We start from the raw sequence: 23,341 nt of genomic DNA, 5'->3' as shown, positions 1-23,341 counted from the left end.
TTCGACAGGATTTGTATTTAATATTTGGATTTATGATGTCATCAGCTAAGCTTTCTTATTCGTAATAGTTTTTTTATGAACTCAAAATAAAGGAGACAAGCAAGACTGTAGATTCTATTTCCACGACTGTTTTTTACATTAAGTTGATTCGCTTATTCCTTTAGGATTAAATGAGATAATCTTTATTAATCGCTTCAAGATATGCTTTCACATAACTATCGATGGCCGCTTTGCTAGATAGGTTTTTACCACGAATAATCAGTATGATAATGTATTTATCCTTATAGGTAGCATGGTACTTGGCTTCCTCGTATTCAGCCTCAGTTGTGGTGGTCATAAACGCATTGTCAAATATGTGTAGATCGCTAACGTAAGTGCCTTCGATGTCTAATTTTTCGGCATTATTGTAACCTATTCGTATGTAATTGTACATGGTTTTGTTTTCATTTACCTCTTCATTGATGGTGAACGTAAATTCGTAAAATTCTTCTGTAGGGTGATCGTATTGAGCCACAAGTCCGCGTTTACTACAACCCACATGCTTGAAATTATATACTGCGTATGTATCGAGGTGTGGAACTGCATCAAACAGTTTCTTATTGGGTTCGCAAGTCGGTACACTTTCTGGAAATTTTGATACAGCGGTTACTGTATTCTCATTTATAGGTGCTAATTGAGATGTCGTTTTGTTTTCTTTACATGAAAACGTCATTGTTATTACTGCAAGAAATAGAAGCCTGTTTTTCATTTATATTGGTTTTAGAGCCGTTGTTTACCAAATACCTAAAGACCTGTACTTCTTTGTTTTCTTCGGTATTAACTCACATAAAAGTAGGATAAAGCATGTATCTTCTGTGTTACCTTTTCGTATACTTTTTGTAAATTTCTATGTCTTTTTACTTTCATTTTATAAATCTTTACCTTTAGATTTGTTACGCTAAGTTACTGAATGGGGGTGTTTATTTGGGTATTGTGGCCAACGGTTTTATGTATGATTTACATCTTCTGTTTGCTTGCGTGGTTAAGCACTTAATTTAGTAAACAAATACGAACCAGAGAAAATTCTGAAGGAATCTTCCAGATGAGCACTTGCCAAAGCCATTAATTATACATGGTGTTGTGGCCCGTTATTTTTTGTTCAGTTTAACTTTAATTTCCTCGTATAAACTCCATTTTGGGTCTTCTGTTAACTTATATTCAAACTTTCTTTTATTTCCATTTTCTTTTACAAAATTCATAAGTCCATTTGCTCCATCCTTGTCATTAGTTACAAAGTATATTTTTCTTTCTCCGCTACATGTCGTTCTGCCGATATAATAAGATTTAATTCCGTTATGATTTAGATTGTTTTCTATAAAGAGCTCCAATTCGTCTAGTTCCGCATAATCTGTTTCATTTGGCATTTTCGAAGTATTGACAATATCGTACTCAGATGTTATTTCTATAAAAATCGAATATTCCAATTTATGTGGAAATTGGTCAAAAGCTAAATTCGCAATTATGAGAAATTGGACACCATCTTTTTCAAAATCATTAGTTTTGAATTTTTCAGGAACAACATAAGTGTCTCTTTCTATTCCTTTGGTTTTATCTGCATTGCCAACATCAAAACCATCATAAGATTTAATTGAAAATTTGTCGGCAATTGCATAAAGTTTTTTGTTTAGACTGTAAAGACTTTCGGAATTATGGATTTCAATTCTTTCCATATGCAACCAATATTGGTTTGTTTCATCTGGATAGATGTCAACATATTCAAATCCTTGTTTTTTTAATTCCTGTGATACTTTTTCTAATTTCTTTGGTTCATTATTTGTAAAAAAGTAACCGTAAAGCATTTTGGTGTTTGTATCAGTACCATTTGATTTCATTTGCTCAAAAAATTCGATGATTTCTTCTTTTGGTATCATATTCGTCTGTGAATTCAATTGGCAAGAAGTCAACAAAGTAAATAGTAAAATTATCAATAAGTTCTTCGTCATTCTTGGTTTGGTTTAATTGGCTACGGTTTTGTGTATGGTTAGTTGCGTGTTTGAGTGCGTGGATTTTCCGAAGGAAAATCGGACGCAAGCAAACAAAGCAACTCACATTGGTTAAGCTAAAAATAGCAATTTTTTATATACTGTGTTGTGCAACGTATTTTGTTTTTTATTCTGTCAATCCTTTTTATGTTCTTGTTCAGTATGATTTTGATTTCCATTAATCATTTTATCTTCATCATACATTGCATTTGACATTCCAAGCATAACGGCAGTAATTATTAATATAATTTTTCTTTTTATCCAATTAAGGATTTGTTTGGATTTCTCCAAATGTGTTTTATTCTTTTGTTTATACATTTTAGTAATGATAAATGATTAGACATTTGTTTTATCATTTTATGCAGTAAAGCATATTCGCATAGAAAGTAAAGTCTGTTCTAGGCTATGTATAAACTTGTATATTGATTGCTGGACACGAATTTTTTATTTAAGAAAACGTGTCGAGCTATTATTGAACTTATTGTTTGATACCGTTCAATTTGTAAATTAAAGATTCTTGTAAATTTAGCACTATAAAAATCTCGTAAGTTGAGATATGTAATCAGCGCAACAAATATTTTTTCTGATTGAAGCTGTCTACCGTAAACGTATAATTCCGAATATTTATGGCTAAATTCTTTTCGGGTATTGATGTTTGAGACTTGATGATAGTTCGAAGAATTAGTTTGAGAATATAGAGAACATTCGTTAACCGTCAGACCGAAAATCAGAAGGAAGGAAATTAGATATTTTATATACTTTTTCAATTTATTATTTCAAATTATCAATCTTTGGCATATGTTGCACAACTCGTTATACAAAGTATTTTATAACCCATTTCCCGCAAATTAAACAGGATATAAGCTGAACTATGCCTAATTTATGTTTGCGTTCATTAATTCTATTTGAAATTTAGTAGCCCTAAAAGCCATTTCTATGCCTTTGAGATTAATATCTGCTTTATTGGTTTCAATTAAGGTGTCTAAATAGTCTACTTGCTTTTTAATACTGTTGGTATCTCTTTTAAAGATATGATATTTTAATTGTATTAATTGCGTGGTAATATTATCTATGAGATCGGTTTCTTTTAGCGCTTGGTTAATTGTGCTTTGAATTTGTTTGTCGTTTTCGGTGCGTTCGTCAAAGAGATAGGCATTTGCTAGATCGGACGTGCTCAAAGCCGTGTAATCACTCTCGCTAGACATATCTTTTCGATAGGTCATTTTGTTATCATTGAGAAAATACCATCTGGTGTAGGAGTCATTTTCCATTTTGATCTCTTTTTCAAATTTTCGTTCTTTTGTACTCCAATTGGTAAATGCAATTAAAAGTTCAGTACCATCATCTTTTTTTAAGATGGCCATTTTGATTAAATAGTTTCTGTCACCAGGTTTTTCAATCTTAATTTCTAAAGGAGTATCTACAGAAACATAAGTTTTTATAGCTTTTAGTATTGTTGACACATCTTCTGGGCTTGCCGTTGGACATAAATTCTCTCTCAAGAATAAATCTATATATAAATAATGCGTCATATAGAAATCATCCATTTTTAGGTAGTTGATTTCTTTAAGGTTTTCTGACTTTATTTTGATGTTGTCAGATTGTGCAAATCCAATGCTAGTAATTAAGAGGAGGATTGAAACTATAAGTATTCTTTTATGCATGTTTTTTGTTTTGAGTAAAATGGTGTCTTAAAATTCAGAGTTCCTTAATTTACAACTTAATCTATATTATCAATATAAGTGACCTTAAAATAACCATCAGTAATGGTTCTGTCTTCAATTTCAGAATTTTCAATGTAAAATGTGCCTTCAATAACGTTTGTGTCTTCGTTGTGATTACTAATAGAAATATAAGAATCATTTGATTGATCCGGATTATTACTCAATAAATTTTCAGGAATGTTAATTCTATTCTCAAAACTGATTCCCAAAGATTGAAAGCTGCCGTCTGGTTGATACGCATAATTATTTCCAGTTTGTACATCTGAAGGGACTGAAATAGTTAATCTTCCAAAGTTGCCATCATACCCCTGAATTCTAATTTTATCGATACCTGAAGATTGTGATCTGCGAGAATCAGGAGATCCTGGATCGTCAGTGACCATACGAAAACCGTCAACTCTAGCTGAAATTATATTTTTATCGGGATTCTCGTCTTCAGTTCTATCGATATATGGAAGACTAAACATTCCGTTTTCTAATTCTACACTCTTTAATTCTCCAGTCGTAACATCTATCCATCGAAATAAGGTACCACTAAAAGTTCCTGAGACTGTTTTATTTTCGGTATCTAAATTTGTAATATTAATTTCACCAACTTGGTTACTCGCTAAAACGTCACAGCCATATACGCCTGAGTAATATTCTGAAGAAGCGGTTGTATTCCCGTTGGTATCGTTAGAATTATAATAATAGAGATTTGTTTCTAAATGATCTTGTAACGTTCCTATTTCATATAGTCCTGTCGCAATTGGATCTTCAAGAAAGGTTTCTCCAATAGTTAACTTTAATGACGTATCGAGATTAAAATCAGTACCACTTATAACTAATCGCTTATTATCCCATAACGTCACCTCAACAAAAGCTGTTATTTCATTTGACGTATTTCCATAATCTAATAGCTGCCCATCTATGGTTGCTTTAAAAATTGTTTGTTGTGTGTCTGTAGTTTCATCTTCATTACTTGCGCAGCTCACAACGCTTACTACTAGTGTTAATAAAGCTATTTTAAATAGGTTTTTCATGGCATTGGTTTTAAACTTAATTGAATCTTTTTCTATGATAGGTGTTCGGTGCACCGAATTTAGTAAATTTATAACGAATAGACTCGAACACAACGAACAGGAGATGTAAACTCTAACTGGATTTATAGAGGTCGCTCGTCTCATTGGGTACAACGGTTTTGTGTATGGTTTGTTGCGTGTATTAAGCAACTAATTTAGTAAATAATTACCGACCAAGAAAGTCCGCGAGGACTTTCGAAAGTGAGCAAAAATCCAGCAATAAATTATATACGGTGTTGGCAAATCGTATTTTTATTTCAGATTATAATTTTTCAATTCAGTTTTCAATTCCATTAGAGAATTCGGTTCAATAATTTGAGTGTCAATTATAAATTCAGTTTTTTGTGTAATCAGTTTTAAGTCTCCAGCAAATTCCCTTATAGAATTTATTTCGGCTAGTTTTATTTTTTTGGAAATAGACTGTTTTTTATTAATTCTCCGTTTTTCAGAGTCAGATATTGTTTTTTGTTTTCAAAATAATAAATTATAAACATAAAAATTCCCGCTCCAATTTGTCCAATTCCGATAGATGCGAGTGAAATTTCTTTCCATTCTGAAGTAATAAAAGACAGCAAAACGAGAATAATTCCGATTGCTGCAAAGAATATTCCCATTCTTGAATTACTTCTTAATCTCTCTTTTGTATATCTGATTTTCGTCATTTCGTATATGTTTGCATCTCGTTATAAAATAGATTTTATAGCCCATATCCCCTAAAATAAACAGGATATAAGCTTAACTATGTCTATTTTTTATTTTCGTATTCCACAATCCATCTGAAGCATTTAAGTATTTTGATTTTTTTATTTCTTCAATCCATTTTTGGGATACGTATGGACTAACTTGAATTCGGGAGTCTACCTTATTAAAGGTCGCATTAGTAATCCACATAGGCTGAGACGTCCAATCCGAATTTATATAACTAAAGGCTTTTATTACATCAGAATTTTCATGTATAGTCTGGAAAAAAGGTATGAACCAGTCTTTCCATATTGTTTTTTCGAGTTTCACTTTTTTTAGATCCGAATCAAAGTATAAATTGTCTATTTGCCTTACCGGAGTTGCTTCAGAAATAAATACCGGCTTTTTATGTTTCCTTGCAAACACAATCATTTCTTTATCTGGTTGCCCAAAATATGAATACGCACACCAATCTACTAAATCATCACCAGGATACCATTCTTCTAACACCTTTTGATTAGAACCTGTTCCTTTAGATTGCCAGACAAAAGCAACATTATCTACTTGTTTAGCTTTGAGAATGGCATGTATTCTTTGCCACGCCTTAAGATAATGTTTCTTGTTATAATGATTCCAATCCCAACCATCAAATTCATAACCAATTCTTAAGAAAACAGGACGCTTAGTCGCTTTAATCCAATCCGCTAAATCATTAATTAAATAGTCAAGTTTTCCTTTTGCAACACTTTTTTCATGATTAACCATAGATAACCCTATTGCTAAAGCAGTATTTTGATACGTAGAATCTTGAAGATAAAGATTAGCCCAAGAATCACCAGCGCCCCAATTCACTTTTGTTTTTATCCCGTCTAACCCTTTGTTATAGTGGCCATAAGATTCATTATTAGGAGATAAGTTGGTGTATATGGTTACTCCAGCAGGTGTATCAAAATAATCTGTGTACCCATTATTATAATCATCTAAACCTCCGGTAGCCTCTAAATCTTGTCCAACAAAAACTAAACATTTACCATCTTCTGGTTCGAATTTTTGTGCCACTATTATACAGGTCGCACAAAGCCATAGTAGTGTGAAAATTAACTTATTGGATGTCATGTTTTTTTAGTTTAAATCAAAATTAGGCATAATGTATTAGAAATACATTAATCCCTATAGTATTTACGGTGGTCTAATGAGGAACACTATCTATGGTTCTTCTACACTATACAGTGTATTAGAATTTGATTTTGGATGTTGTTGTATCTGGTTTGCGCTGATTGGTATGGATTTGGATTTCTATGACAAAAAAATGACCTTTACTTAGGTTTAAGTAAAAGTCATTTTTTTGTAAGTGCTTTGTTTTTTTAATCGACTCCTAAATTAGAAAGCACCTCGTCATCTACAGGTATGGCGTAGACTCTCCAAAGGGTATTGTATCCTGCATATTTCCATAAGACTTCACCGCTATCGGACACTTCCCAAACTGTTCCGTCTCTACCTTCTGCAATAAGTGTATTTCCGTTCGGTGTACGTACGGCTCCTCCTAAACCGGAGCTGTATAGTTCTGAATCGGTGAATGACCATACCAATTCTGGTTCGTTATCTTCACCAGCAACAAGTTGATAAGGTGGATTTAATTGGTATTCAAAAACGGCAGATTGGTTATCGTAAATGTTGTTAGAAAACACTAACATGTTTCCTGTATCTAACAAATTAGGATAATGGACATCGTTTATGGTGACGTCTCCTACGTTATCGTAAGCTAAAGGGTTACCAAAACGGTACACTAAATCTCCGCCTAAATTATAGTTTCCACCCGTACTTGTTGCGGCTTGCGCTGTTGTTGTGCTGTGGTCTATCACCCAAATCTCGCTGTAGTTATTAATTGTTACATAGATAATATTATTAGTTTCATCTATAGTAATACCATTCATGTGCATGATATCTCCATTGGCTTGCGCGCTGTTGTAGTTGATATCTATTTTATTAGGGTTGTCTTGTACAGTACCATAATTAAGTTTGGTGCTGTCGTGATCTTGAATTAAATGATCTGTGGCATGCCACTCCCAGACGATTTCTTGGGTTACAGGATTCATTTCTATGATCGCTTCAGGATAAATGTCTTGACTACCTGAAAATCCCATTTCGGTTGCATCACTCACTAGAAGCTGTTCCCATACCGGGAATATAATATTGCCATTCGCTAAGTAATCTACATCATGATGAGCTGTTTGTGTGGTATTGTTATAAGACACCTCCCAATCTATAGTTTGGTCGGCATTTATTTTTTGAAATACACCTCCATACCCTCCAAAGGTGATTGCAGCATCGCTGGCTTTTAGACACACTAACATACTACCGTCATCTAATAGACTGGCATCATTTCCTATTGCGGCATCAAAGTCCCAACTAAATATTTCGTCACCATCGTGATTAATTATATCTGCACCTTGTCCTGTTTGGTCTACTACCAAAACATAGGTTGAGGTGTCTATTCCTGTTGTGGTATCGGTATCGCTACTGTCGCTACTTTCAATATCATCATCATTACATGCCGTAAAAAGTGCCATAACGGCTACTAATGCTAAAGCCGTCACGCGAGCTGAATTCATTTTCAATGTGTTTTTCATAGTATCTATTTTTTATCTATTTAGATGCCATTTTTATTAAAAACACGCGCTTGATTATGACAATTATAGGGGGTTGTGTTTTAATCGCTTGTTAGTTAGTAAGTTGGGCGTGGATGAGTGGCTGATTGAGGACAGGGAAATGGGATAGGGAAATGTGTGTAGATGTTGTGAGTAGGCTAATATTTTTCCTGAATTATATACTTTGTATGTTGTTAGTTTATTCTTCCAAAGGATGTGCTGCGTGTTTTAAAACTTATTAAACCTTTATTATTTTCACCTGGTCTTTTTATTAACTCGTAGTCTGGATTGGTATTGGGGTCATTGTCAATCCTAATTTCCCAATACAATAAGTTCTCGAAACAAGATTTAGCCAGAGGATTGTGTAATTCTTTTACTTCTTCGTTCATAACGGCTCTTAATTCTTTCGGTAAATTCTCATAGTGATTTTCTAAAAAAGGATATTGTTCATTATTATAGGTTAAAATTACATATTCCATTTCTTCGTATTTAAGGTCCTTTGGGACCTCAATAACTGAGGTTACTCTGTTTAGAATTTGTATTTGTTTATATTTTTGGTTGGTTGTCACTAATACTAAATTCAAGTCCGTTTTACTGATGTTGACTATTGTATCGTTATCAATAATTAGCCTTAACCTTAAAGGTTGAGACAGCGCTTTTATTTTTCTTACAATAAAAGGTATATCGTGTACGATGTATTCGCTATGTTCTTCGATGATGGTTTCTAAAATTTTGGCAAAGTTGGTTTCCACTAGTACTTTGTTGAAATCTAGTTCTGATTTTGCGAGGTTGATAAATTTATCTAATCGCTCCATGTCGTAGTTGGAATATATTAGTAAGGTTCTGTCTTTGGCTTCTTGAATATAGAACTTAAAATTTTTGTTAAGCGCTTCTTTATAGGTTTTTAAGGTGGTCGTATCTGTTATGTCTAAATCATAATCATCGAAAACGAGATGTGTTCCTTTAAGAATCTTATTCTTGTAGTTGTTATAATATTCGGTAATTATTTTGTCTGAATTTAGGGTGTTGAGCCATTCTTTTGCTTTTTCGGAATTGTCTTGCGCATTTAAAATGACCGTAAACACTAGTAGAATGATTGTTATTATTCTTCTCATAATTATTTACAATTCGTTTTGTAATGCTTTGTATTTTTTATGTTTAAAATTATGATAACAATTAGGCTCATTTCTCAAATAGCCTATTTAAGATACTTCTATGTTTAATTTTGTTCTATAAGGTGTAATCTACTTTTTCTAAAGCACTTCATTACCGTTTCTTAATGTGATTAGATACCTAATTTAGTAAATAAAAACTAGATAAAAAATCCGCAAGGATTTTTGCAAGTCAACTAGAACCAAGCAATTAATTATGCGCGATGTTGTATGCAGGCTTTATTTCGATTTTTCTAATTGTCCAACTTTTTCTGAATTCTTGTCAATTTCCATACTTATCTTTATAAAAATGTTTCCACTTTTCGTTTCATAAGTCGTTCCTCTTTTTAAATTCCCATCAATTTCTTCGGGTTTCAGTTTGTGCATTGCACCAGTAATTGGGTCGATTACAAGTCCGATTATTCCACCAATTAATACATTTCCAATGTACCAAGCATTAAATTTTTTCTCTAATTTGGTTTCGTATGTTTTGTATCCATCGAGTTTTAGAGTTAATTGATACTCTTGGTTTCTTTTGAGATTTTTTTGAACTGGTGTTTGTCCTATTTCAATTTCGTTTATGTAAACTTTCGCAGAACTTGGTTCTGAAGTAATCTCAACATTTTGTCGTGAACCTGAAATAATTGTTGCGCAACTTGAAAGCAATAGAACAGATAAAAATAGGATAGATTTAAAAATAGTTTTCATTGATTTGTTTTTATGGTTTAGTCAAGTTTTAGTTGATATTGTGGTAATGATGAAACATCTGCATCGTATTTATAAAGGTCAATTTTTAATCGGTAACAACTACTCCATAAATCTGGTTTCTTTTTGTCTACAACTTTCACAATATTAGCTCCATTTTTTCTTGCTTCATTTCTTGCTTGAGTCATTAAACTGTTAAAACTACAATCTGTAGAAAATCCAGAATCCTGAAATCTTAATTCTCCAACTTTAATAATATTATTTTTGGGTAAATTGTGTTCTATATCCAAAAGTGCCACTTTTTCATCAATAGATAATTTTGGTTGTGGGTTAATAAAGTTTGAAGAGATTTTTGGACTACAACTTGTAATTCCAATTACTGTTATTAAAAACAGAATTTTAGTCATTTTTTTCATATGTTGTTGTTTAATTCTCAATATTTTTTCAGTTCGCACATCACCTATATCCCGTTAATTAAATAAGATATAAGCGATACCATACCTTGCCTAATTTTTGTTTGCGTTTATTAGGTCTATTTGAAATCTCCAATAACCTCTCCTTCTTTGGCGTTCAGTTTTACGTCGCTCAGATAGCTTAAAATTTTGCCTTTGCTGTCTACATTACCCACATATCCATATTCTGGTGAATAGTAGAGTAGGTATTCCTTATTTTTTCTTTTATCCTTATTGGTTAGTTGTTTACAGCGCACTTTAATACAGTTTTTGTATTTATTTGCTGGTGTTTTAAACTTTTGTTGGTTGGCAATCACTTCGTAGCTCCAGCTGTTATCATGTTCTAGCCACTGATCGCCCACTTTAGGGTTGACAGGAAGTATAATTGATTCTTCTAAGGTCTTTTTATTAATGTGGTAGTAGTTTTCCGAGCCTTTTCTGTAGTAGGTGGTATCTACAGTTCCCCAACCGTATTTTCTGTATCGCACATAGTATTCCTTGTCTCCAATTGTTTCTTTGTCGTTGGCAAACGATTCGAAATAATGACTGTCACTGTATTTGTAATATTTGGCGCTACTTGCATCTTCAAACAAGGTGATGTAGCCTTTTAAGTCTTGATCCTTGAAAGCAACGAGCAGGACTGCTAAGATTATGATGGCGATTATTTTTTTCATATTATTTATTTAATTTAATATTTCCGATATCAAATTTTGTAGGTAGATTAATAAAGTCTGATTCCGAAATGAGGTATTCTCCTTTATAATCTTCGTCAAATGTTATTTTATACTTTTTAATTGTATACGAAAAACCAACACTATACGATTTAGCATCGTCAGGTGTTACAGAGTTCGTGGCCGAACTGTAATTACTTAATTGAATGCCTTGTGTTAAGTCTTCATTTAACTCCGCAAATTCTTTGCCTTCTGGCATAACTCCGCCAATGGTCTCCGAATAGCCACCGTTTTCATTTTCTGTTTTATTGGATGTGTTGCTGATTAACTGTTCGAGAATTAGGTAGTGTTGCCCTTCAAATTCTGTTTGTCTTAACCAAAGGCCATTTTCGATGGGTAATTTTGGAAGCACATTGACCTCCATAGTATTCGTGGTATATGTTTTACCATTAAATTCAAAATCGAATGGTCCTATGTTATATGTTTTTGCTTTTTCGAAAATAATGACTCTTTGAAAATCTTCTGATGACATCCCGAAAATTGAGGGTGAACCCGTGACATTGATGTTCTTTCCTAATTCTTTTTTTAAGTACTCATTTAGAAAGTCCATGTTAATGGATAAGGTCACTTTTTGTCCAACTCTTGGTTCTGGATTATCGATTTCTATTTCCAGTTTTTTTTGTGCAAGGATATGTAATGAACAACAAATTAAAAGTAAGAGGGTGATTTTTTTCATGTTGTTTTTTTAGGATGGGTTGGGTGTTTGAGACTCTAATTTAGTGAATAAATTTCGAATAGAATTGAGCACATATGACTAGAATAGAAAATCTGTGAGGATTTTTTGAAGTAGGCCAGAACTAGCCATAAATTATATATGGTGTTACCCGACGTTTTTATTTCGCAATTTGAAAAACTAGAGGCATTTTGTATAAAACATTTACAGGTTCTCCATCTATTGTTCCTGGTTTTAAATCAGGTAATAATCCTATAACTTCGATAGCATTTTGATTCATGATTTCAGGTCCGCCATTTGCAGTAATGTTTATTGGTCTTCCGTTTGTGTCAATCACAAATTCAATATTTATTCTAAATTTTCCTGTGACATTTACTTCTGCAGCTAAATCAGTATTAAATTTTCTGCTAACGTGCATATTAATATATTTATTTGTGCATTTTTTCTTTTTTTCAACGTCCCATTTCGATTTACATTCGGGTGCTAATGGTGGGTTTTCTATTTCTTTAAAGTCTATAATTTCTGATTTATCAATGTCTTTGTTTATCAATTCTGATTTAGTATAATCAACTGTTTCTGCTTTTTCTTTTTTTGATTTAATCAGTTTTGGTTTTGAAGGTTTGTCAGTACTTATTTTCTCCATTTCTAATCGCATCATTGGAAGTGAAAAATATGTTTTACCATTTACTTCTTGAAAAGTAATATGCATCGAAGAATAATCGTTATCCATTCCAATTTTAATTTGGTCATTTTGAATTATCCAATTTTGATTGTCAAGAAAAAATAATTCTTTTATTCTATCGTCTGCTGTTTTACCATATTCTATTTTAAAAACTTTATTTCCTTTGAAATTAAAAATTGAGCCTAAAAAAGCATCTTCCATAAATTTTAAAGCTTCTTTTTGAGACACTTCATCAGAGTTTGGAATTTCGACATTTATAGCTTTCCATTCTCCCATTATTTTTTCATCACTAAGATTTTGAGCCTTTGTTAAAAGGCTAAAGATAAGGGTGGTAACTAATAGTAATTTATATTTCATATTATTTGCTTTAAATGTTGCCTAACGTTGTTGTGTATGGTTTACTTCGTCTGTTTTCTGTGCTCGGGTGTTATGTGTCGTTATTTTTTCGGATTAATAACTTTCGGCAGGACACGAGTATAACATCTTACATTCACTTTCCGTTTTTGGTAAGTCGATTTAGTAAGCTTTAATTCCGTAATTGCTTTATGTATATCTTTTTCAAATTCAGGTGCGCTTGGATATCCTTTAGTAGCAATATCGGACACGTTTCCTTTTTTGTCTACTGTAAACCAAACATACATTTCGCCAGAATATTCATAGTCTTTTTCAATCCGATTCAGAATTTGTTCACGTAAGCTATTTTCCAAACATTGCGTCCTTTCTTTTTCGTCCGAAATTTCGTCACAATCAGTTTCGAAAGGTGTTTTGTCAACCATTGTAAAGTGAACTGTTTTTCCGTTTTCTTTTTTACAAGTTTCAGGTCAGATTGAGAATGAATTATCGAGATATTTAAAAACCCGAAAATAAACGCTACATAAATTAATTTCAATTTCATTGTATTTTCTGGTTTTCTAATTACACACAACGGTTTTGTGTATGGTTTACTTCGTCTGTTCGCTGCGCTCGGGTGTTGCTTGTTTGAGGAACTAATTTAGTAAATAAAAATGGAATAGGAAATCGTTTAGGGTTTTTGGAAGTGGGCTAGAGCTAGGATTGGATTGTATATGGTGTTGGCAAAAGGCTATATTCAGTTTGCTATAATTGCGAACGTTTTAATTCCGACGTAATTCATCGTATAATTTCTTGTCATAAAAATCAATTTCATCCATTATGAGATTATGAAAATCGTCATTATGGGATAAAATGTTTCCATTCAAACATATTCCTCTATATTCTCCAATACAGAGCGTATCTATGTTTTTATTTTTATAATTTATCAGCGCGAATATTCTGCTGTTAATAGAAAAATCGTCTGATTTTTTTAATTCATTCAGTTGTTGTTCAAACTTATTTAAAAAGTTTTCATTGGTGATTTTTTTGTAACGTATATTTTCCAAGTCCACAAATAGATTACTACTGCAAGAAGTCTGGGAAGGTGATTAAAAAACATTACAAGGTTTTTATAAGTATGTTATTGTTATTAATAAATAATATGTTATTAGTAGGCTTTATTTTGTTGGTATAAAGCCATTTTCTCTAGTGTATTTTATATGATTTATATTTTCTTTTATGTCTGTTGGTGGTACTTCATTTTCGATTACAATTATTTGTTCTAAATCACTTTGATTACAGATATATCTATAGAAATCCATTGCTAAATCATCACTAATCCTTTCTGCTCCAATGTTTTCTGGTTTCTTGTAAGAGACTAATGGAGAATCTATTATTGGTACACCTATTGAATATTCTTTTTTTAATATTAGTTCTTGTAATGCTACAATGAAAGCGGAATAAATAATTGCTCTAACCCCTTTCCCAGATAGATTTCTGTCTTCACCTGAAATTACAAAATCATTTTGCTCTTCACTATAACTGACACCAGTTAGATTTGGGTAATTATAACCTTTAAGAACAGATTTTATCGCTTTTGAAAGTGGTGTTAATGATCTAGTTGATATATGCTCAAATGTTTCTTTAGAACTAGATTTAGGTATAGAGCTTTCTAGTTTTTCTTTTTCAGCTTTAAATTTTTCAAGTTGCTCAAATTTATATAAAGCTCCAAGAGCTATACTTTTCTTTTCATTTTGTTGATTGATTTGTTCAATTATCAACCCCATTTCCAAGCCAACTCCTTTATCGATTTCTAAAGTGTATTTATTTATATTTTCCTCTAAATCAGAAACTTCTATAGAGATATCTTTAAATTCTTCTTTTAGCATTTTTTCTGATTCAAGTAATTCTTGAATCAATGATTCAATTTTTTGTATTTCTTTACTGCAAGAATCTATTATTTTATTAATGTCTGCTATTGAACATCTTTCTTCTATTTCGCCATTACAAAGTGGGCAATTACCATTGATAGAATGATTTTCTTCATTTAATAAAATGCTTGTTTCAATAGTCGATTTTAAGCGTGATACATCTGAATAGTAATGAGATTTTAATAAGTCTGTTCTTTTATATAATTCTTCGATTACTCTTTTACGTGATTGTCTTTTATGAAGAATGTCTAAAGTTTTTACTCTTTCACTTTCTATTTCATTGAATTTATTCTGAAGATTAGAATGGTTTTCTGTTAATTTTTCAATTAAAGAATTAGTTTCATTCAGCATCAATGATGGTTCAACTTTAAAAGTCTTTAAATCCTTGGTGTTGTCATTTATAAACTCTTTTAATATTTCTAATTTTCCTTTCCTATTTGCTATTTGGTTTTGAGAAAGGGATTCAATTATAGTACTATCATCATTTCCTGTAACAATTAATTTTAAAACATTTGATTCTTCGGTAGCTTTTGTATAATGACTAACTATTAATGATTCCTCAGTAGTGATTTTAGATTCATTAACCATTGAGAATTTTACAATATCACGATATGAAATTGGTCTAGTTTTTCCCTTTTGGTTTGTTCTAATTTTTTTGCCTGTAAGATTATTTAGTTTAAGTAAAAAAGCGGAAACAGTTTGTTCATTATAGGGACTATGTTTTCTGTCAAGGATTTCGAATTCATCAGTTTCTTTAATTTTATCTATAGATAAATTATAAAGTTTAAAATTGCCACCTTTTAAATCGCTTAATAAAGTATATGTGGTGTTTGTTGAATCAATTAATTCTAAATAGATAAAATCGTAATTTCTTGATTCTTTAATAGGTTTTGGCGGTTTTGAACCACCAAACATATAATTGAAACATTGGAAAATATATGATTTACCTACGTTTGAAGGTCCCGTAATGATATTAACGCCTCTTTTAAAAACGACACTTGCATTTTCAACTGATTTACCAATCAGTCTTAATTCTTTTATTATGAATCCCGTTTTCATTATTGTAAAATTTCAATATTAAACTCATTGTCTATCTCTGATAATTTTGGAGTCATAATGTTTTTTAATTCTTGTTTGGTGTGTTTTGAGTATTTATTAATAGCCCAATTTGCTTTTTCTTGAAGTTTGATTGAGTATAGTTCTTCAAGTGATTCAAGAAATGGCATTGCGTTTTCAGTTGCTTTATATTCTATACCATTAAAATTATATTGCTTTTCTATTAAATTCTTTGTGATAAAAAGATTTAATCCTTTATCAATGATAGAACTTCTAACCATTATTTCACCTGATCGATAAGGTACTGCGGGATGTAGACTTTGCGTTGTTTTGTCAATGTCTGCTGAATGTATAGTTAGGTAATCTAGATAAACAAGGTTTTGTAAATCAAAAGATTGAGGAAATGATTCATTTAAAATTGTTAAGATTCGAAGACCAGCTTCAACACTATTATTAAATGGATTTATATTTTTTTAGTTTCCATTATGTCCATTTGATTTTATTATCATTAACTAATTGATGACAAATTCCTTTTTTATCATAAATAAGACTAACCTCCTTTAGTGGGTTTGAAGAGATTATTGCTTTTCCTGCTTCTCTTTCTACTTCTTTAACTTTTATAAAATTATTTGAATGGATTTCTTCAACAATATCAATAATCCCTTCTAATATTTCATTTTGAAAATCTTCAAAGGTGTCAATAGGTAGGTTATCTCTAGTGAAATTCCTTAACTGTTCTGCGTGATGAAAACTTATTCTAGCTCTTGTAAAATGGTTTTTATAAAGTTCTTTTGAATCTAAATCTATTACATTTTTGTAATCTTCTTTGCTTTCAGAACCGTATGCAGATAAAAGTTGATTAACGTATGTGGTTTCCGTACTTTGGATTGAACTTGGTATAGTACCGGTGTCTAATTTTTCACGTTCAGGTAGTCCACCACCAAACCTTATTCGATGATTTGGATGCGAAATATGTTCTTTTAAAATATTCTTAGTATGAATTTTTGAAAAAATTGAAAAGTCAAAATTGTTTACCCACTTTAAAAACTCTCCTTCTAATTTTATTCCACCTGCAGTAGTGTCAATTTTACAATGATTATCCCAATTATTTACAATTGATTTTTTTAGTTCGGTTGGATTTTGAAGTAATTTGGAAAGTGAAGTTCCACAACCTTTTGGTGCAATAAAATAAAATTTTCTAGGAATTGGGTATTCTAATTTAAAAGTATAGTATAATATTTTAATAAATTCTTTATATACTTGAGTAGGTGTTAATGCACTTTTATAATGTTTGCATTGAAAACAATCCCAAGTATAGTTTTGTTTGTTTTTATCAGTTACATAGCCTACAACATCTCTTCCTTTATCTCCGGCACCTCCGAATCTTTCAGCCTCTATATATTCAGTCTTTTTTATGTCAACCCATTCTTCAATAAAATCTTCCCAGTCATCAAATGACATATGCTCAATCAACTTAAGAGGTATTATCCTCTTACCAAAATTGACTTGATGTGATGTTTTGTAGTATGTCATTCGTTTTTTTTAGCTTGCAGCTAATGTTTATGGATAAGATTAGTAGCGTGTTTTAAGAACCTAATTTAGCAAATAAAAACCGAATAGAAAATTCAAGATGATTTTCGTAAGTAGGCTTGTTCTAACAATTAATTTTAGACAGTGTTAGCCACAGTTATTTTCAGTGGAATTTCCTAATATCTGTCAAGAATTTCGCCATATTTATTAATGCTTGTTTTTGTTCTGATGTAATTCCTTCAGGGTCAAAATGCATTATATCGTTTCTAATTTCTCTAACGACATTCAATTGTTTTATAAATGTAACTCTTTCTATTTTTAATTTAAGTTTTTCCCAATTTTCAGGTTTTTCGACTAACCTAATATATTGACCAAAAGTCAAATCGTCTATTGTCTCAATACTTTTGTCATCATTTTCATTTTTACAGAAATCAATTAATTCTTGGATTAGAAACTTGTCATCTAAAAGAAGTCGAATAAGATTCTCAATCTCTTCTAAAAGAAGGAAAGGTTCTGTTAAAGTTAAAAATTGACTACTTACATCTGCTAAAGTTATAATTCCACTAAATGATTTATCTTTTTTCTGTACAATTACATATTCTTTTTCGATTACTGTTTTTATCGCTTTTAATAAAGGTGTATCATATTCTAAAATAGTATATTCAAAATTTAAATAGTCTTTTACAAGTTCAGTTGTTACTCCGTTTGTAATTGCACAGCCAATTGATTCCCAAGTTATAAATCCAACAATGCTTTTTGGATTACTTAAAACAGGAAGTTGAGAATAATTATGCATCATCATTTTCGTTATAGCATCAGTTAATTTAGCATCACGTGTCGTTGTGACTGGTGTTCTATTTGCTGAAGGCAAAATACTAATTCTTTGAATTGGGTCAGGCTCTGTCTTACTTTTCGCTTTTGGTTTATGTTTTAGCGTTAACTCTCCGTCAATCCAAACGTTTATGTAATTTGGAATTGTTTCTATTCTTTTTGATTCTAAAAAATTATCAATTCTTCCAGTGTTTCCTTTTGTTCTTTTTGAACAATGAAAATATGCAAGAAAATCTCTTGGCGACATTTTAAATTCTTTATTATTCTCTTGAATTTCGCTAATTATTTCTTTAAAATCTTCTCTTATCTGCATTTTTTTTAATTGTGATTAATGTGTTTGTATATGTTTTCTTGTGTGGTTTAAGCACTTAATTTAGTAAATGAAAACCGAATAGAAAATCCAGTGGAGTTTTCGTAAGTTGACATTGACCAGTGAATTAATATTACAAGGTTTTGTGCCTCGTTTTTTATAGACAGACTGTTCTATTCCTTCTAGTTTCTTTACTGCCTTCAATTGGAAAATCCATGAAATATCTGTCTGATAAGTCCACAGAAGTTGTCATATGAATTAGATTGGAAATGAAGTAAGAATGGGATAAATCTTCTAATTCATAAATATTATAGAAATTTGAATTACAATTGACATTAATAGGTGGTTGTAAACCTTCTCCATTAACCCAATGCCTAATGAAGATATTACCGCCTAATGAAAAGTGATTAATAATTCCACCCGACAATCTAATAGATTCATCTATTACTGTTGAATTTATGCCTCCTTGATAATCAAATGAAATAAGTCCTCTAAAAATTCTATTATTATCTATTCTTGCAACTGATGGGAACCTTACAATTGAGTTAAAATTCTCAACAACTTTATAAAGTCCATTTTTATGGGTTCGATTGGATAAAACTTTGGATTTAACTTCAATAATTGCTCTTACACTATTTTGAGTGACAATAACAAAATCTCCTTCTGAAAAAATAGGCGCTTGATTATTTTCATAAACTAAAATATCAATCTGTTTAGATACTACATTTTCATTGTGAGATATTTGATTCAGAATGAAGCCAGTTCCAACAGATAAATTTTGCGGTAATCTGTTTTTAAGTATTGTTTTTAGTTTCTCTTCTTTATACCTTCCATCTTCTCCCCAATTAGCATTTCCTATTAGATTTCTTACTCTATTTTTAATTGTATCAAGTTCTTTATTTAAGGATATTTGATATTCTAATGTGTTAATCATATTCTATTTGGTAATTGCGTGGTTGATTGAGGTACAGCGTTTATGTATAAGAATAGTTGCGGGTTTGTATGCGAGGATTTTCCGAAGGAAAATCAGACGTTACAAACACGCAACGACCTTTGATTAAGCACTAAACGGCAATTATTTTTATACGGTGTTGGCAATAGTTATTATTCAATATATAATTTTCCTTTTCCTTCTCTATTGTCAATTATTATTTTTTTGTCTTCATTAAATGGTAATATTAAATTTTTATATGATTTATTTATTGACATAAATTTTTCAGATTTTACTTTTTCAAATTCTTTAAATCCATTTTCAATATTTATTCTAATTAACTTTATCTCAGATTCATTAAACCAAGATTCTTTCTCCGAATATTTAATCGAACCTAATGTATCTTCTTTCATTTCTTTATATAAATTGTTAGTCCTATTAAACGATAATTCTTTTATATCAAATTTTGATATTTCTTCAATTTTTTTGGATAGGTGACTTATTCTATTCGAATCTGGATTTTTATAACAAATGTTCATATGAAATTCAGCCATTTTTGTTAAATGATATAATTCGTCCGCTATTAAAGAGGTTTTCATTTTAAAAATAAAACCTGTTTTTTCAAATTCTTGAGCTATTTTCTTTGCTTCGCTCAATGAGTTTAATGCTGAATATAAATTATTGTTTTTAATATTTGCAACTGAATTTTGTACCATTAAAAAGTATTCCTCACGAATATCTGTTAATTCTGATAATATCATTTTTAATAAGACAAAATCCTCAATCACAAAGTTTTGTTTATTTAGGATTTCTGATATGAACTGAAAAGATTTAACCAATTTAGCTTGTCTTTCAATATGGAAAAGATTTAGAAGTTCATCTAATTTTTCTTGAATGGAATTCAGTTGTTTACTTATGTTATTCATATAATATTGTCCTGTAATAACTGATGCTACTTGAAATATTATCATTGGTGTAAACATTGTAGTTCCTGCTTGAACAAAACCTGCTTGTTGAGTAATTTGTCCACCATTAACTACAGCAGATCCAACTCCTCCACTCGAGAGTTGCATTAATGTAGCTGGATTTGCTGTTGCTTGAAATAGACCATAAGTTGCAGTAGACGTTATTCCTACATTTGCTAATCCTCCAGTAATGTTTGAAAGTGTTCCCGATATTGTTTCCTGACTTTCCTTATTTAGATAAATTTCAGGTAGGTTTTTAATCATTTCACTATCTGTGATTCCTTCAAATTTAATTGACGTATTACTATTTTTTATTTCAAAATCAGTTATTAATTTCTCACTTGGTAGATTATTTTCTTTTAGAAGTTTATTATTTTGACTTATCAGGGTTTCAATTTTCGCTTCTAAAGAATTTTTACTACTAAATAAATTTCTAATTCTTTGTATTATGTTCATTCTGGTTTTTAATTATTGCCAACTAATTATATAATAACTTTTATTACTCATATCCCCTAAATATAGTAAGTTAATCATAACCTTTATACATTAAAGAGGTATCTAACAAACATAATCGTTATTTATCAGTAAATCTATACGTAAAGTTACGTATAGGTCTTAAAAATCAGTAGCCAAATTAAAACCTTCTATTCTAATTAACTTACGGTAAACCGTAATAGCAAAGTAAAACTGTATTAAACGCAAAAACCACCAAGCATTCGCCAAGTGGTTTTATATTTATATTATAACTATGCATTACATCTACTGCACTTTCCAGTCTGTTTTTAAGTAGGTCAGTGCCTCTTCTAAAGCTTGTTTTGATGGTTTAGGATTAAAGTTGAGTTCCTCTTTAGATTTGCTAATATCATAATCTTGTTTTAGTCCATAAAACATATCTAAATAATGCCGTTGCAATAAGGGTTCTTTCCCTGTGAGTTTACTGCTGAACTCCATGAGACCAGCAACCGTGTACAATAGGCATTTGGGTACTTTTTAGGGGTTTTTAATTGTAATTCTGGGTATAGCTTTGCGGCTATGTTTACACTGTCTTGTAATGTGGTGTGTGTTGGGTTAGAGAGGATATAGCGTTCTTGGTCTTTGCCTTTTAGCATGGCTTGATATGCGCCAAAAGCCACGTCTTTTACATCTACCCAGTTTAAGGTGACGTTGGTGTCTACAGGGATTTCACCTTTTAAAATTTGATAGACTAAGTTGTTAGAATAACTGAGTTTGTGGGCGTGGCTGCCAATCATTGCCGATGGTAAAATGAGCACGGTTCTGATGTTGTATGTTTCACCTAAGGCTAAAGCCAGTTTATCAGAATCGTTTTTAGAATTGTAATACCAGTTTCTTCGGTCTGTATTATATCCGTTATCTGCGTTGGCTGGTAAGGTGTTAAAGTCTAAAGCCGCCACAGAACTGACATAGACGATGTTTTTAATGCCACATGCTTTGGCGCTATCGAACAGGTTTTGGGTGCCTTTTAGGTTGTTGTCGTAAATATCCGTTTTTGGGTCTTTTGCCCACATGCTAAAGTTGGCGGCTACGGCATAGATGTGCGTGACGTCTTTACATGCTTTTCTTAGGGCTGCTTTGTCTAGAAGATCTGCTTGCACCACCTCGACATCTAAACCTTTAAACGGTGCGGTGTTATTTAAATCTCTAACGGTTGTTCTTACGTTTTGGTTTTTGGATAGCAACAAACGGATTAGATTGTTTGCTAAATGGCCATTGCCACCGGTTACTAAGGCTAAGTCTTTACTCATCACTATTGTTTTTTGTTTGCGTAAAGGTCTGCCGTAATGCCGCGTTGAAAAATAACAAATGTTAGATAGTGATCTGTTTTCTAATCCGGCTTAAGGATTGCGGTTCCATACCTAGGAAGGAAGCGATATTGTCTACAGAGACGTTTAGGGCTAGGTTAGGCTGTTGTGTTATAAACTTTAGATAGCGTTCTTTTGCTGTTAATACCTGGAAATCTTTGACGCGTTCTATTTTGCAATTGAGGTGCGCGTTGGTGACTGTTTTTATAAAGTCGCTCCAAAAGGTGGATTGCGCTTGGATGAGCTCGAAATCTGGTTTAGAGATTTTAAGTAGTTTACAGTCGGTAATGGTTTCGTAATAGTCTGGAGCAGGAGTTTCACTCATAAAACTCTCTAGGGAGGTGAAGAAATCGTGCTCGGCGACTAAATGTTGTACTACAATTTTACCATCTACATTTTGATAGCCTTTTACAATGCCTTCGCTTAGAAAATACACATAGCGTTCTGTTTTTCCGGCTTCTAAGAGTAGGGTGTTGGCTGGTACATTTTCGGAAGTAAAATAGGTTTCCACTAAACTGCTATCGGTTTGGGATATGTTACATCGTGATTGGATATAGTGGTGTAAGTTTTTCATGGGTGTGTTTTTAATCATCGTAGCTGTTTTACGAAGATAGCTGAAAATTTTAGCCTATGAAACTGTAAGAATCGCAACAACCATTTTGTTTATGCAGCGTGGTTTGAATAGGTTTATTGTTATAGTCTTTGTCTTCTATGAATTGCTTTAGGTGTTTGAATGCAGGTCGTTTCTTTGTTGATGGTGTTTTGTTTTATTAAGAGGTTTCGACTGCGCTCAACCTGACATCCATGGTTTGATTGTGTTCAATCTGTTATATAGGTTTCGACTTACGTTGTAAGCTATCTTCGCTCAAAATATATTTTGATCTCGCTAATGCTCAACCTGACAACTCGGTTTCGACTGTGTTCAACCTGTTATAGAGGTTTCGACTACGCTCAACCAGACAAATGTGTTTCGACTTACGTTGTAAGCTATCTTCGCTCAACATATATTTTGATCTCGCTAATGCTCAACCTGACAACTCGGTTTCGACTGTGCTCAACCTGTTATAGAGGTTTCGACTACGCTCAACCAGACAAATGTGTTTCGACT

General features: G+C 31.7%; 24 protein-coding genes. All 24 read right to left on the bottom strand.

The window, feature by feature from the left end:
* Positions 1-166 precede the first annotated feature (166 nt).
* Complete coding sequence (locus ADIWIN_RS14560; RefSeq protein ID WP_020896177.1) at positions 167-748, bottom strand: hypothetical protein; 582 nt, start codon at positions 746-748, stop codon at positions 167-169.
* A gap of 379 nt (positions 749-1,127) precedes the next feature.
* Positions 1,128-1,910: a DUF695 domain-containing protein gene (locus ADIWIN_RS19720; RefSeq protein WP_051155475.1), complete on the bottom strand. Its 783-nt coding sequence runs from the start codon at positions 1,908-1,910 to the stop codon at positions 1,128-1,130.
* Between the two features lie 986 nt (positions 1,911-2,896).
* Positions 2,897-3,685 (bottom strand): hypothetical protein, encoded by a 789-nt coding sequence (locus tag ADIWIN_RS14545; protein ID WP_040757493.1) that lies wholly within the window; start codon positions 3,683-3,685, stop codon positions 2,897-2,899.
* A 56-nt stretch (positions 3,686-3,741) separates the two neighbouring features.
* Positions 3,742-4,767, bottom strand: a complete 1,026-nt coding sequence (locus tag ADIWIN_RS14540; RefSeq protein WP_020896173.1) for a Riean_0653 family protein — start codon at positions 4,765-4,767, stop codon at positions 3,742-3,744.
* Between the two features lie 440 nt (positions 4,768-5,207).
* On the bottom strand, positions 5,208-5,468 hold the full coding sequence (locus ADIWIN_RS14535) for a hypothetical protein (RefSeq protein WP_040757490.1): 261 nt from the start codon (positions 5,466-5,468) through the stop codon (positions 5,208-5,210).
* 73 nt (positions 5,469-5,541) lie between these two features.
* The gene (locus tag ADIWIN_RS14530; protein WP_040757488.1) at positions 5,542-6,603 is read right to left on the bottom strand and encodes a glycoside hydrolase family 26 protein; all 1,062 of its coding nucleotides are present in this window, start codon (positions 6,601-6,603) and stop codon (positions 5,542-5,544) included.
* A gap of 248 nt (positions 6,604-6,851) precedes the next feature.
* Positions 6,852-8,117: an aryl-sulfate sulfotransferase gene (locus ADIWIN_RS14525; RefSeq protein WP_040757486.1), complete on the bottom strand. Its 1,266-nt coding sequence runs from the start codon at positions 8,115-8,117 to the stop codon at positions 6,852-6,854.
* Between the two features lie 212 nt (positions 8,118-8,329).
* Complete coding sequence (locus ADIWIN_RS14520) at positions 8,330-9,250, bottom strand: hypothetical protein (RefSeq protein WP_020896169.1); 921 nt, start codon at positions 9,248-9,250, stop codon at positions 8,330-8,332.
* Between the two features lie 276 nt (positions 9,251-9,526).
* A complete protein-coding gene (locus tag ADIWIN_RS14515) occupies positions 9,527-9,994 on the bottom strand; it encodes a PEGA domain-containing protein (protein ID WP_020896168.1) in 468 nt (155 codons plus the stop codon).
* A 17-nt stretch (positions 9,995-10,011) separates the two neighbouring features.
* On the bottom strand, positions 10,012-10,407 hold the full coding sequence (locus ADIWIN_RS14510) for a hypothetical protein (protein WP_020896167.1): 396 nt from the start codon (positions 10,405-10,407) through the stop codon (positions 10,012-10,014).
* A gap of 116 nt (positions 10,408-10,523) precedes the next feature.
* The gene (locus ADIWIN_RS14505) at positions 10,524-11,117 is read right to left on the bottom strand and encodes a hypothetical protein (RefSeq protein ID WP_020896166.1); all 594 of its coding nucleotides are present in this window, start codon (positions 11,115-11,117) and stop codon (positions 10,524-10,526) included.
* 1 nt (position 11,118) lies between these two features.
* Positions 11,119-11,850 carry a BatD family protein gene (locus ADIWIN_RS14500; RefSeq protein WP_040757485.1) on the bottom strand — a complete coding sequence of 244 codons (732 nt, stop codon included), beginning with the start codon at positions 11,848-11,850 and terminating at the stop codon, positions 11,119-11,121.
* A 157-nt stretch (positions 11,851-12,007) separates the two neighbouring features.
* Positions 12,008-12,886, bottom strand: a complete 879-nt coding sequence (locus tag ADIWIN_RS19715) for an energy transducer TonB (RefSeq protein WP_020896164.1) — start codon at positions 12,884-12,886, stop codon at positions 12,008-12,010.
* An 80-nt stretch (positions 12,887-12,966) separates the two neighbouring features.
* Positions 12,967-13,305, bottom strand: coding sequence for a hypothetical protein (locus ADIWIN_RS14490; protein WP_040757483.1), 339 nt, complete (start codon positions 13,303-13,305; stop codon positions 12,967-12,969).
* A 336-nt stretch (positions 13,306-13,641) separates the two neighbouring features.
* Entirely contained in the window at positions 13,642-13,926 is a 285-nt protein-coding gene (locus tag ADIWIN_RS14485; RefSeq protein WP_152487270.1) for a hypothetical protein, read from the bottom strand.
* Positions 13,927-14,037: 111 nt separating this feature from the next.
* On the bottom strand, positions 14,038-15,849 hold the full coding sequence (locus tag ADIWIN_RS14480; RefSeq protein WP_040757481.1) for an SMC family protein: 1,812 nt from the start codon (positions 15,847-15,849) through the stop codon (positions 14,038-14,040).
* On the bottom strand, positions 15,849-16,313 hold the full coding sequence (locus ADIWIN_RS21955; RefSeq protein WP_040757480.1) for an ABC-three component system middle component 2: 465 nt from the start codon (positions 16,311-16,313) through the stop codon (positions 15,849-15,851). The genes ADIWIN_RS14480 and ADIWIN_RS21955 overlap by 1 nt, the downstream gene beginning before the upstream one ends.
* Before the next feature lie 16 nt (positions 16,314-16,329).
* The gene (locus tag ADIWIN_RS14470) at positions 16,330-17,379 is read right to left on the bottom strand and encodes an ABC-three component system protein (RefSeq protein ID WP_040757479.1); all 1,050 of its coding nucleotides are present in this window, start codon (positions 17,377-17,379) and stop codon (positions 16,330-16,332) included.
* 160 nt (positions 17,380-17,539) lie between these two features.
* Positions 17,540-18,520 (bottom strand): CBS domain-containing anti-phage protein, encoded by a 981-nt coding sequence (locus tag ADIWIN_RS14465; RefSeq protein ID WP_020896160.1) that lies wholly within the window; start codon positions 18,518-18,520, stop codon positions 17,540-17,542.
* 154 nt (positions 18,521-18,674) lie between these two features.
* Positions 18,675-19,451, bottom strand: coding sequence for a DUF6602 domain-containing protein (locus tag ADIWIN_RS14460; RefSeq protein ID WP_020896159.1), 777 nt, complete (start codon positions 19,449-19,451; stop codon positions 18,675-18,677).
* A gap of 170 nt (positions 19,452-19,621) precedes the next feature.
* The gene (locus ADIWIN_RS14455) at positions 19,622-20,869 is read right to left on the bottom strand and encodes a hypothetical protein (protein ID WP_020896158.1); all 1,248 of its coding nucleotides are present in this window, start codon (positions 20,867-20,869) and stop codon (positions 19,622-19,624) included.
* Positions 20,870-21,172: 303 nt separating this feature from the next.
* Positions 21,173-21,304: a hypothetical protein gene (locus ADIWIN_RS21685; RefSeq protein WP_262507770.1), complete on the bottom strand. Its 132-nt coding sequence runs from the start codon at positions 21,302-21,304 to the stop codon at positions 21,173-21,175.
* Between the two features lie 2 nt (positions 21,305-21,306).
* Positions 21,307-22,176: an NAD-dependent epimerase/dehydratase family protein gene (locus tag ADIWIN_RS14450; RefSeq protein WP_020896156.1), complete on the bottom strand. Its 870-nt coding sequence runs from the start codon at positions 22,174-22,176 to the stop codon at positions 21,307-21,309.
* Positions 22,177-22,237: 61 nt separating this feature from the next.
* A complete protein-coding gene (locus ADIWIN_RS14445) occupies positions 22,238-22,807 on the bottom strand; it encodes a Crp/Fnr family transcriptional regulator (protein WP_040757517.1) in 570 nt (189 codons plus the stop codon).
* Between the last annotated feature and the right edge of the window lie 534 nt (positions 22,808-23,341).

Origin of the sequence: Winogradskyella psychrotolerans RS-3, assembly GCF_000427335.1 — a bacterium.
GTDB classification, from domain to species: domain Bacteria; phylum Bacteroidota; class Bacteroidia; order Flavobacteriales; family Flavobacteriaceae; genus Winogradskyella; species Winogradskyella psychrotolerans.
This window is presented reverse-complemented; position numbering and strand designations above follow the sequence as displayed.

Excerpts from the sequence above, each read along its gene's own strand:
- ADIWIN_RS14560 (WP_020896177.1), bottom strand. The coding sequence starts at position 748 with ATGAAAAACAGGCTTCTATTTCTTGCAGTAATAACAATGACGTTTTCA.
- ADIWIN_RS19720 (WP_051155475.1), bottom strand. The coding sequence starts at position 1,910 with ATGATACCAAAAGAAGAAATCATCGAATTTTTTGAGCAAATGAAATCA.
- ADIWIN_RS14545 (WP_040757493.1), bottom strand. The coding sequence starts at position 3,685 with ATGCATAAAAGAATACTTATAGTTTCAATCCTCCTCTTAATTACTAGC.
- ADIWIN_RS14540 (WP_020896173.1), bottom strand. The coding sequence starts at position 4,767 with ATGAAAAACCTATTTAAAATAGCTTTATTAACACTAGTAGTAAGCGTT.
- ADIWIN_RS14535 (WP_040757490.1), bottom strand. The coding sequence starts at position 5,468 with ATGACGAAAATCAGATATACAAAAGAGAGATTAAGAAGTAATTCAAGA.
- ADIWIN_RS14530 (WP_040757488.1), bottom strand. The coding sequence starts at position 6,603 with ATGACATCCAATAAGTTAATTTTCACACTACTATGGCTTTGTGCGACC.
- ADIWIN_RS14525 (WP_040757486.1), bottom strand. The coding sequence starts at position 8,117 with ATGAAAAACACATTGAAAATGAATTCAGCTCGCGTGACGGCTTTAGCA.
- ADIWIN_RS14520 (WP_020896169.1), bottom strand. The coding sequence starts at position 9,250 with ATGAGAAGAATAATAACAATCATTCTACTAGTGTTTACGGTCATTTTA.
- ADIWIN_RS14515 (WP_020896168.1), bottom strand. The coding sequence starts at position 9,994 with ATGAAAACTATTTTTAAATCTATCCTATTTTTATCTGTTCTATTGCTT.
- ADIWIN_RS14510 (WP_020896167.1), bottom strand. The coding sequence starts at position 10,407 with ATGAAAAAAATGACTAAAATTCTGTTTTTAATAACAGTAATTGGAATT.
- ADIWIN_RS14505 (WP_020896166.1), bottom strand. The coding sequence starts at position 11,117 with ATGAAAAAAATAATCGCCATCATAATCTTAGCAGTCCTGCTCGTTGCT.
- ADIWIN_RS14500 (WP_040757485.1), bottom strand. The coding sequence starts at position 11,850 with ATGAAAAAAATCACCCTCTTACTTTTAATTTGTTGTTCATTACATATC.
- ADIWIN_RS19715 (WP_020896164.1), bottom strand. The coding sequence starts at position 12,886 with ATGAAATATAAATTACTATTAGTTACCACCCTTATCTTTAGCCTTTTA.
- ADIWIN_RS14490 (WP_040757483.1), bottom strand. The coding sequence starts at position 13,305 with ATGGTTGACAAAACACCTTTCGAAACTGATTGTGACGAAATTTCGGAC.
- ADIWIN_RS14480 (WP_040757481.1), bottom strand. The coding sequence starts at position 15,849 with ATGAAAACGGGATTCATAATAAAAGAATTAAGACTGATTGGTAAATCA.
- ADIWIN_RS14470 (WP_040757479.1), bottom strand. The coding sequence starts at position 17,379 with ATGACATACTACAAAACATCACATCAAGTCAATTTTGGTAAGAGGATA.
- ADIWIN_RS14465 (WP_020896160.1), bottom strand. The coding sequence starts at position 18,520 with ATGCAGATAAGAGAAGATTTTAAAGAAATAATTAGCGAAATTCAAGAG.
- ADIWIN_RS14460 (WP_020896159.1), bottom strand. The coding sequence starts at position 19,451 with ATGATTAACACATTAGAATATCAAATATCCTTAAATAAAGAACTTGAT.
- ADIWIN_RS14455 (WP_020896158.1), bottom strand. The coding sequence starts at position 20,869 with ATGAACATAATACAAAGAATTAGAAATTTATTTAGTAGTAAAAATTCT.
- ADIWIN_RS21685 (WP_262507770.1), bottom strand. The coding sequence starts at position 21,304 with ATGTTTTATGGACTAAAACAAGATTATGATATTAGCAAATCTAAAGAG.
- ADIWIN_RS14450 (WP_020896156.1), bottom strand. The coding sequence starts at position 22,176 with ATGAGTAAAGACTTAGCCTTAGTAACCGGTGGCAATGGCCATTTAGCA.
- ADIWIN_RS14445 (WP_040757517.1), bottom strand. The coding sequence starts at position 22,807 with ATGAAAAACTTACACCACTATATCCAATCACGATGTAACATATCCCAA.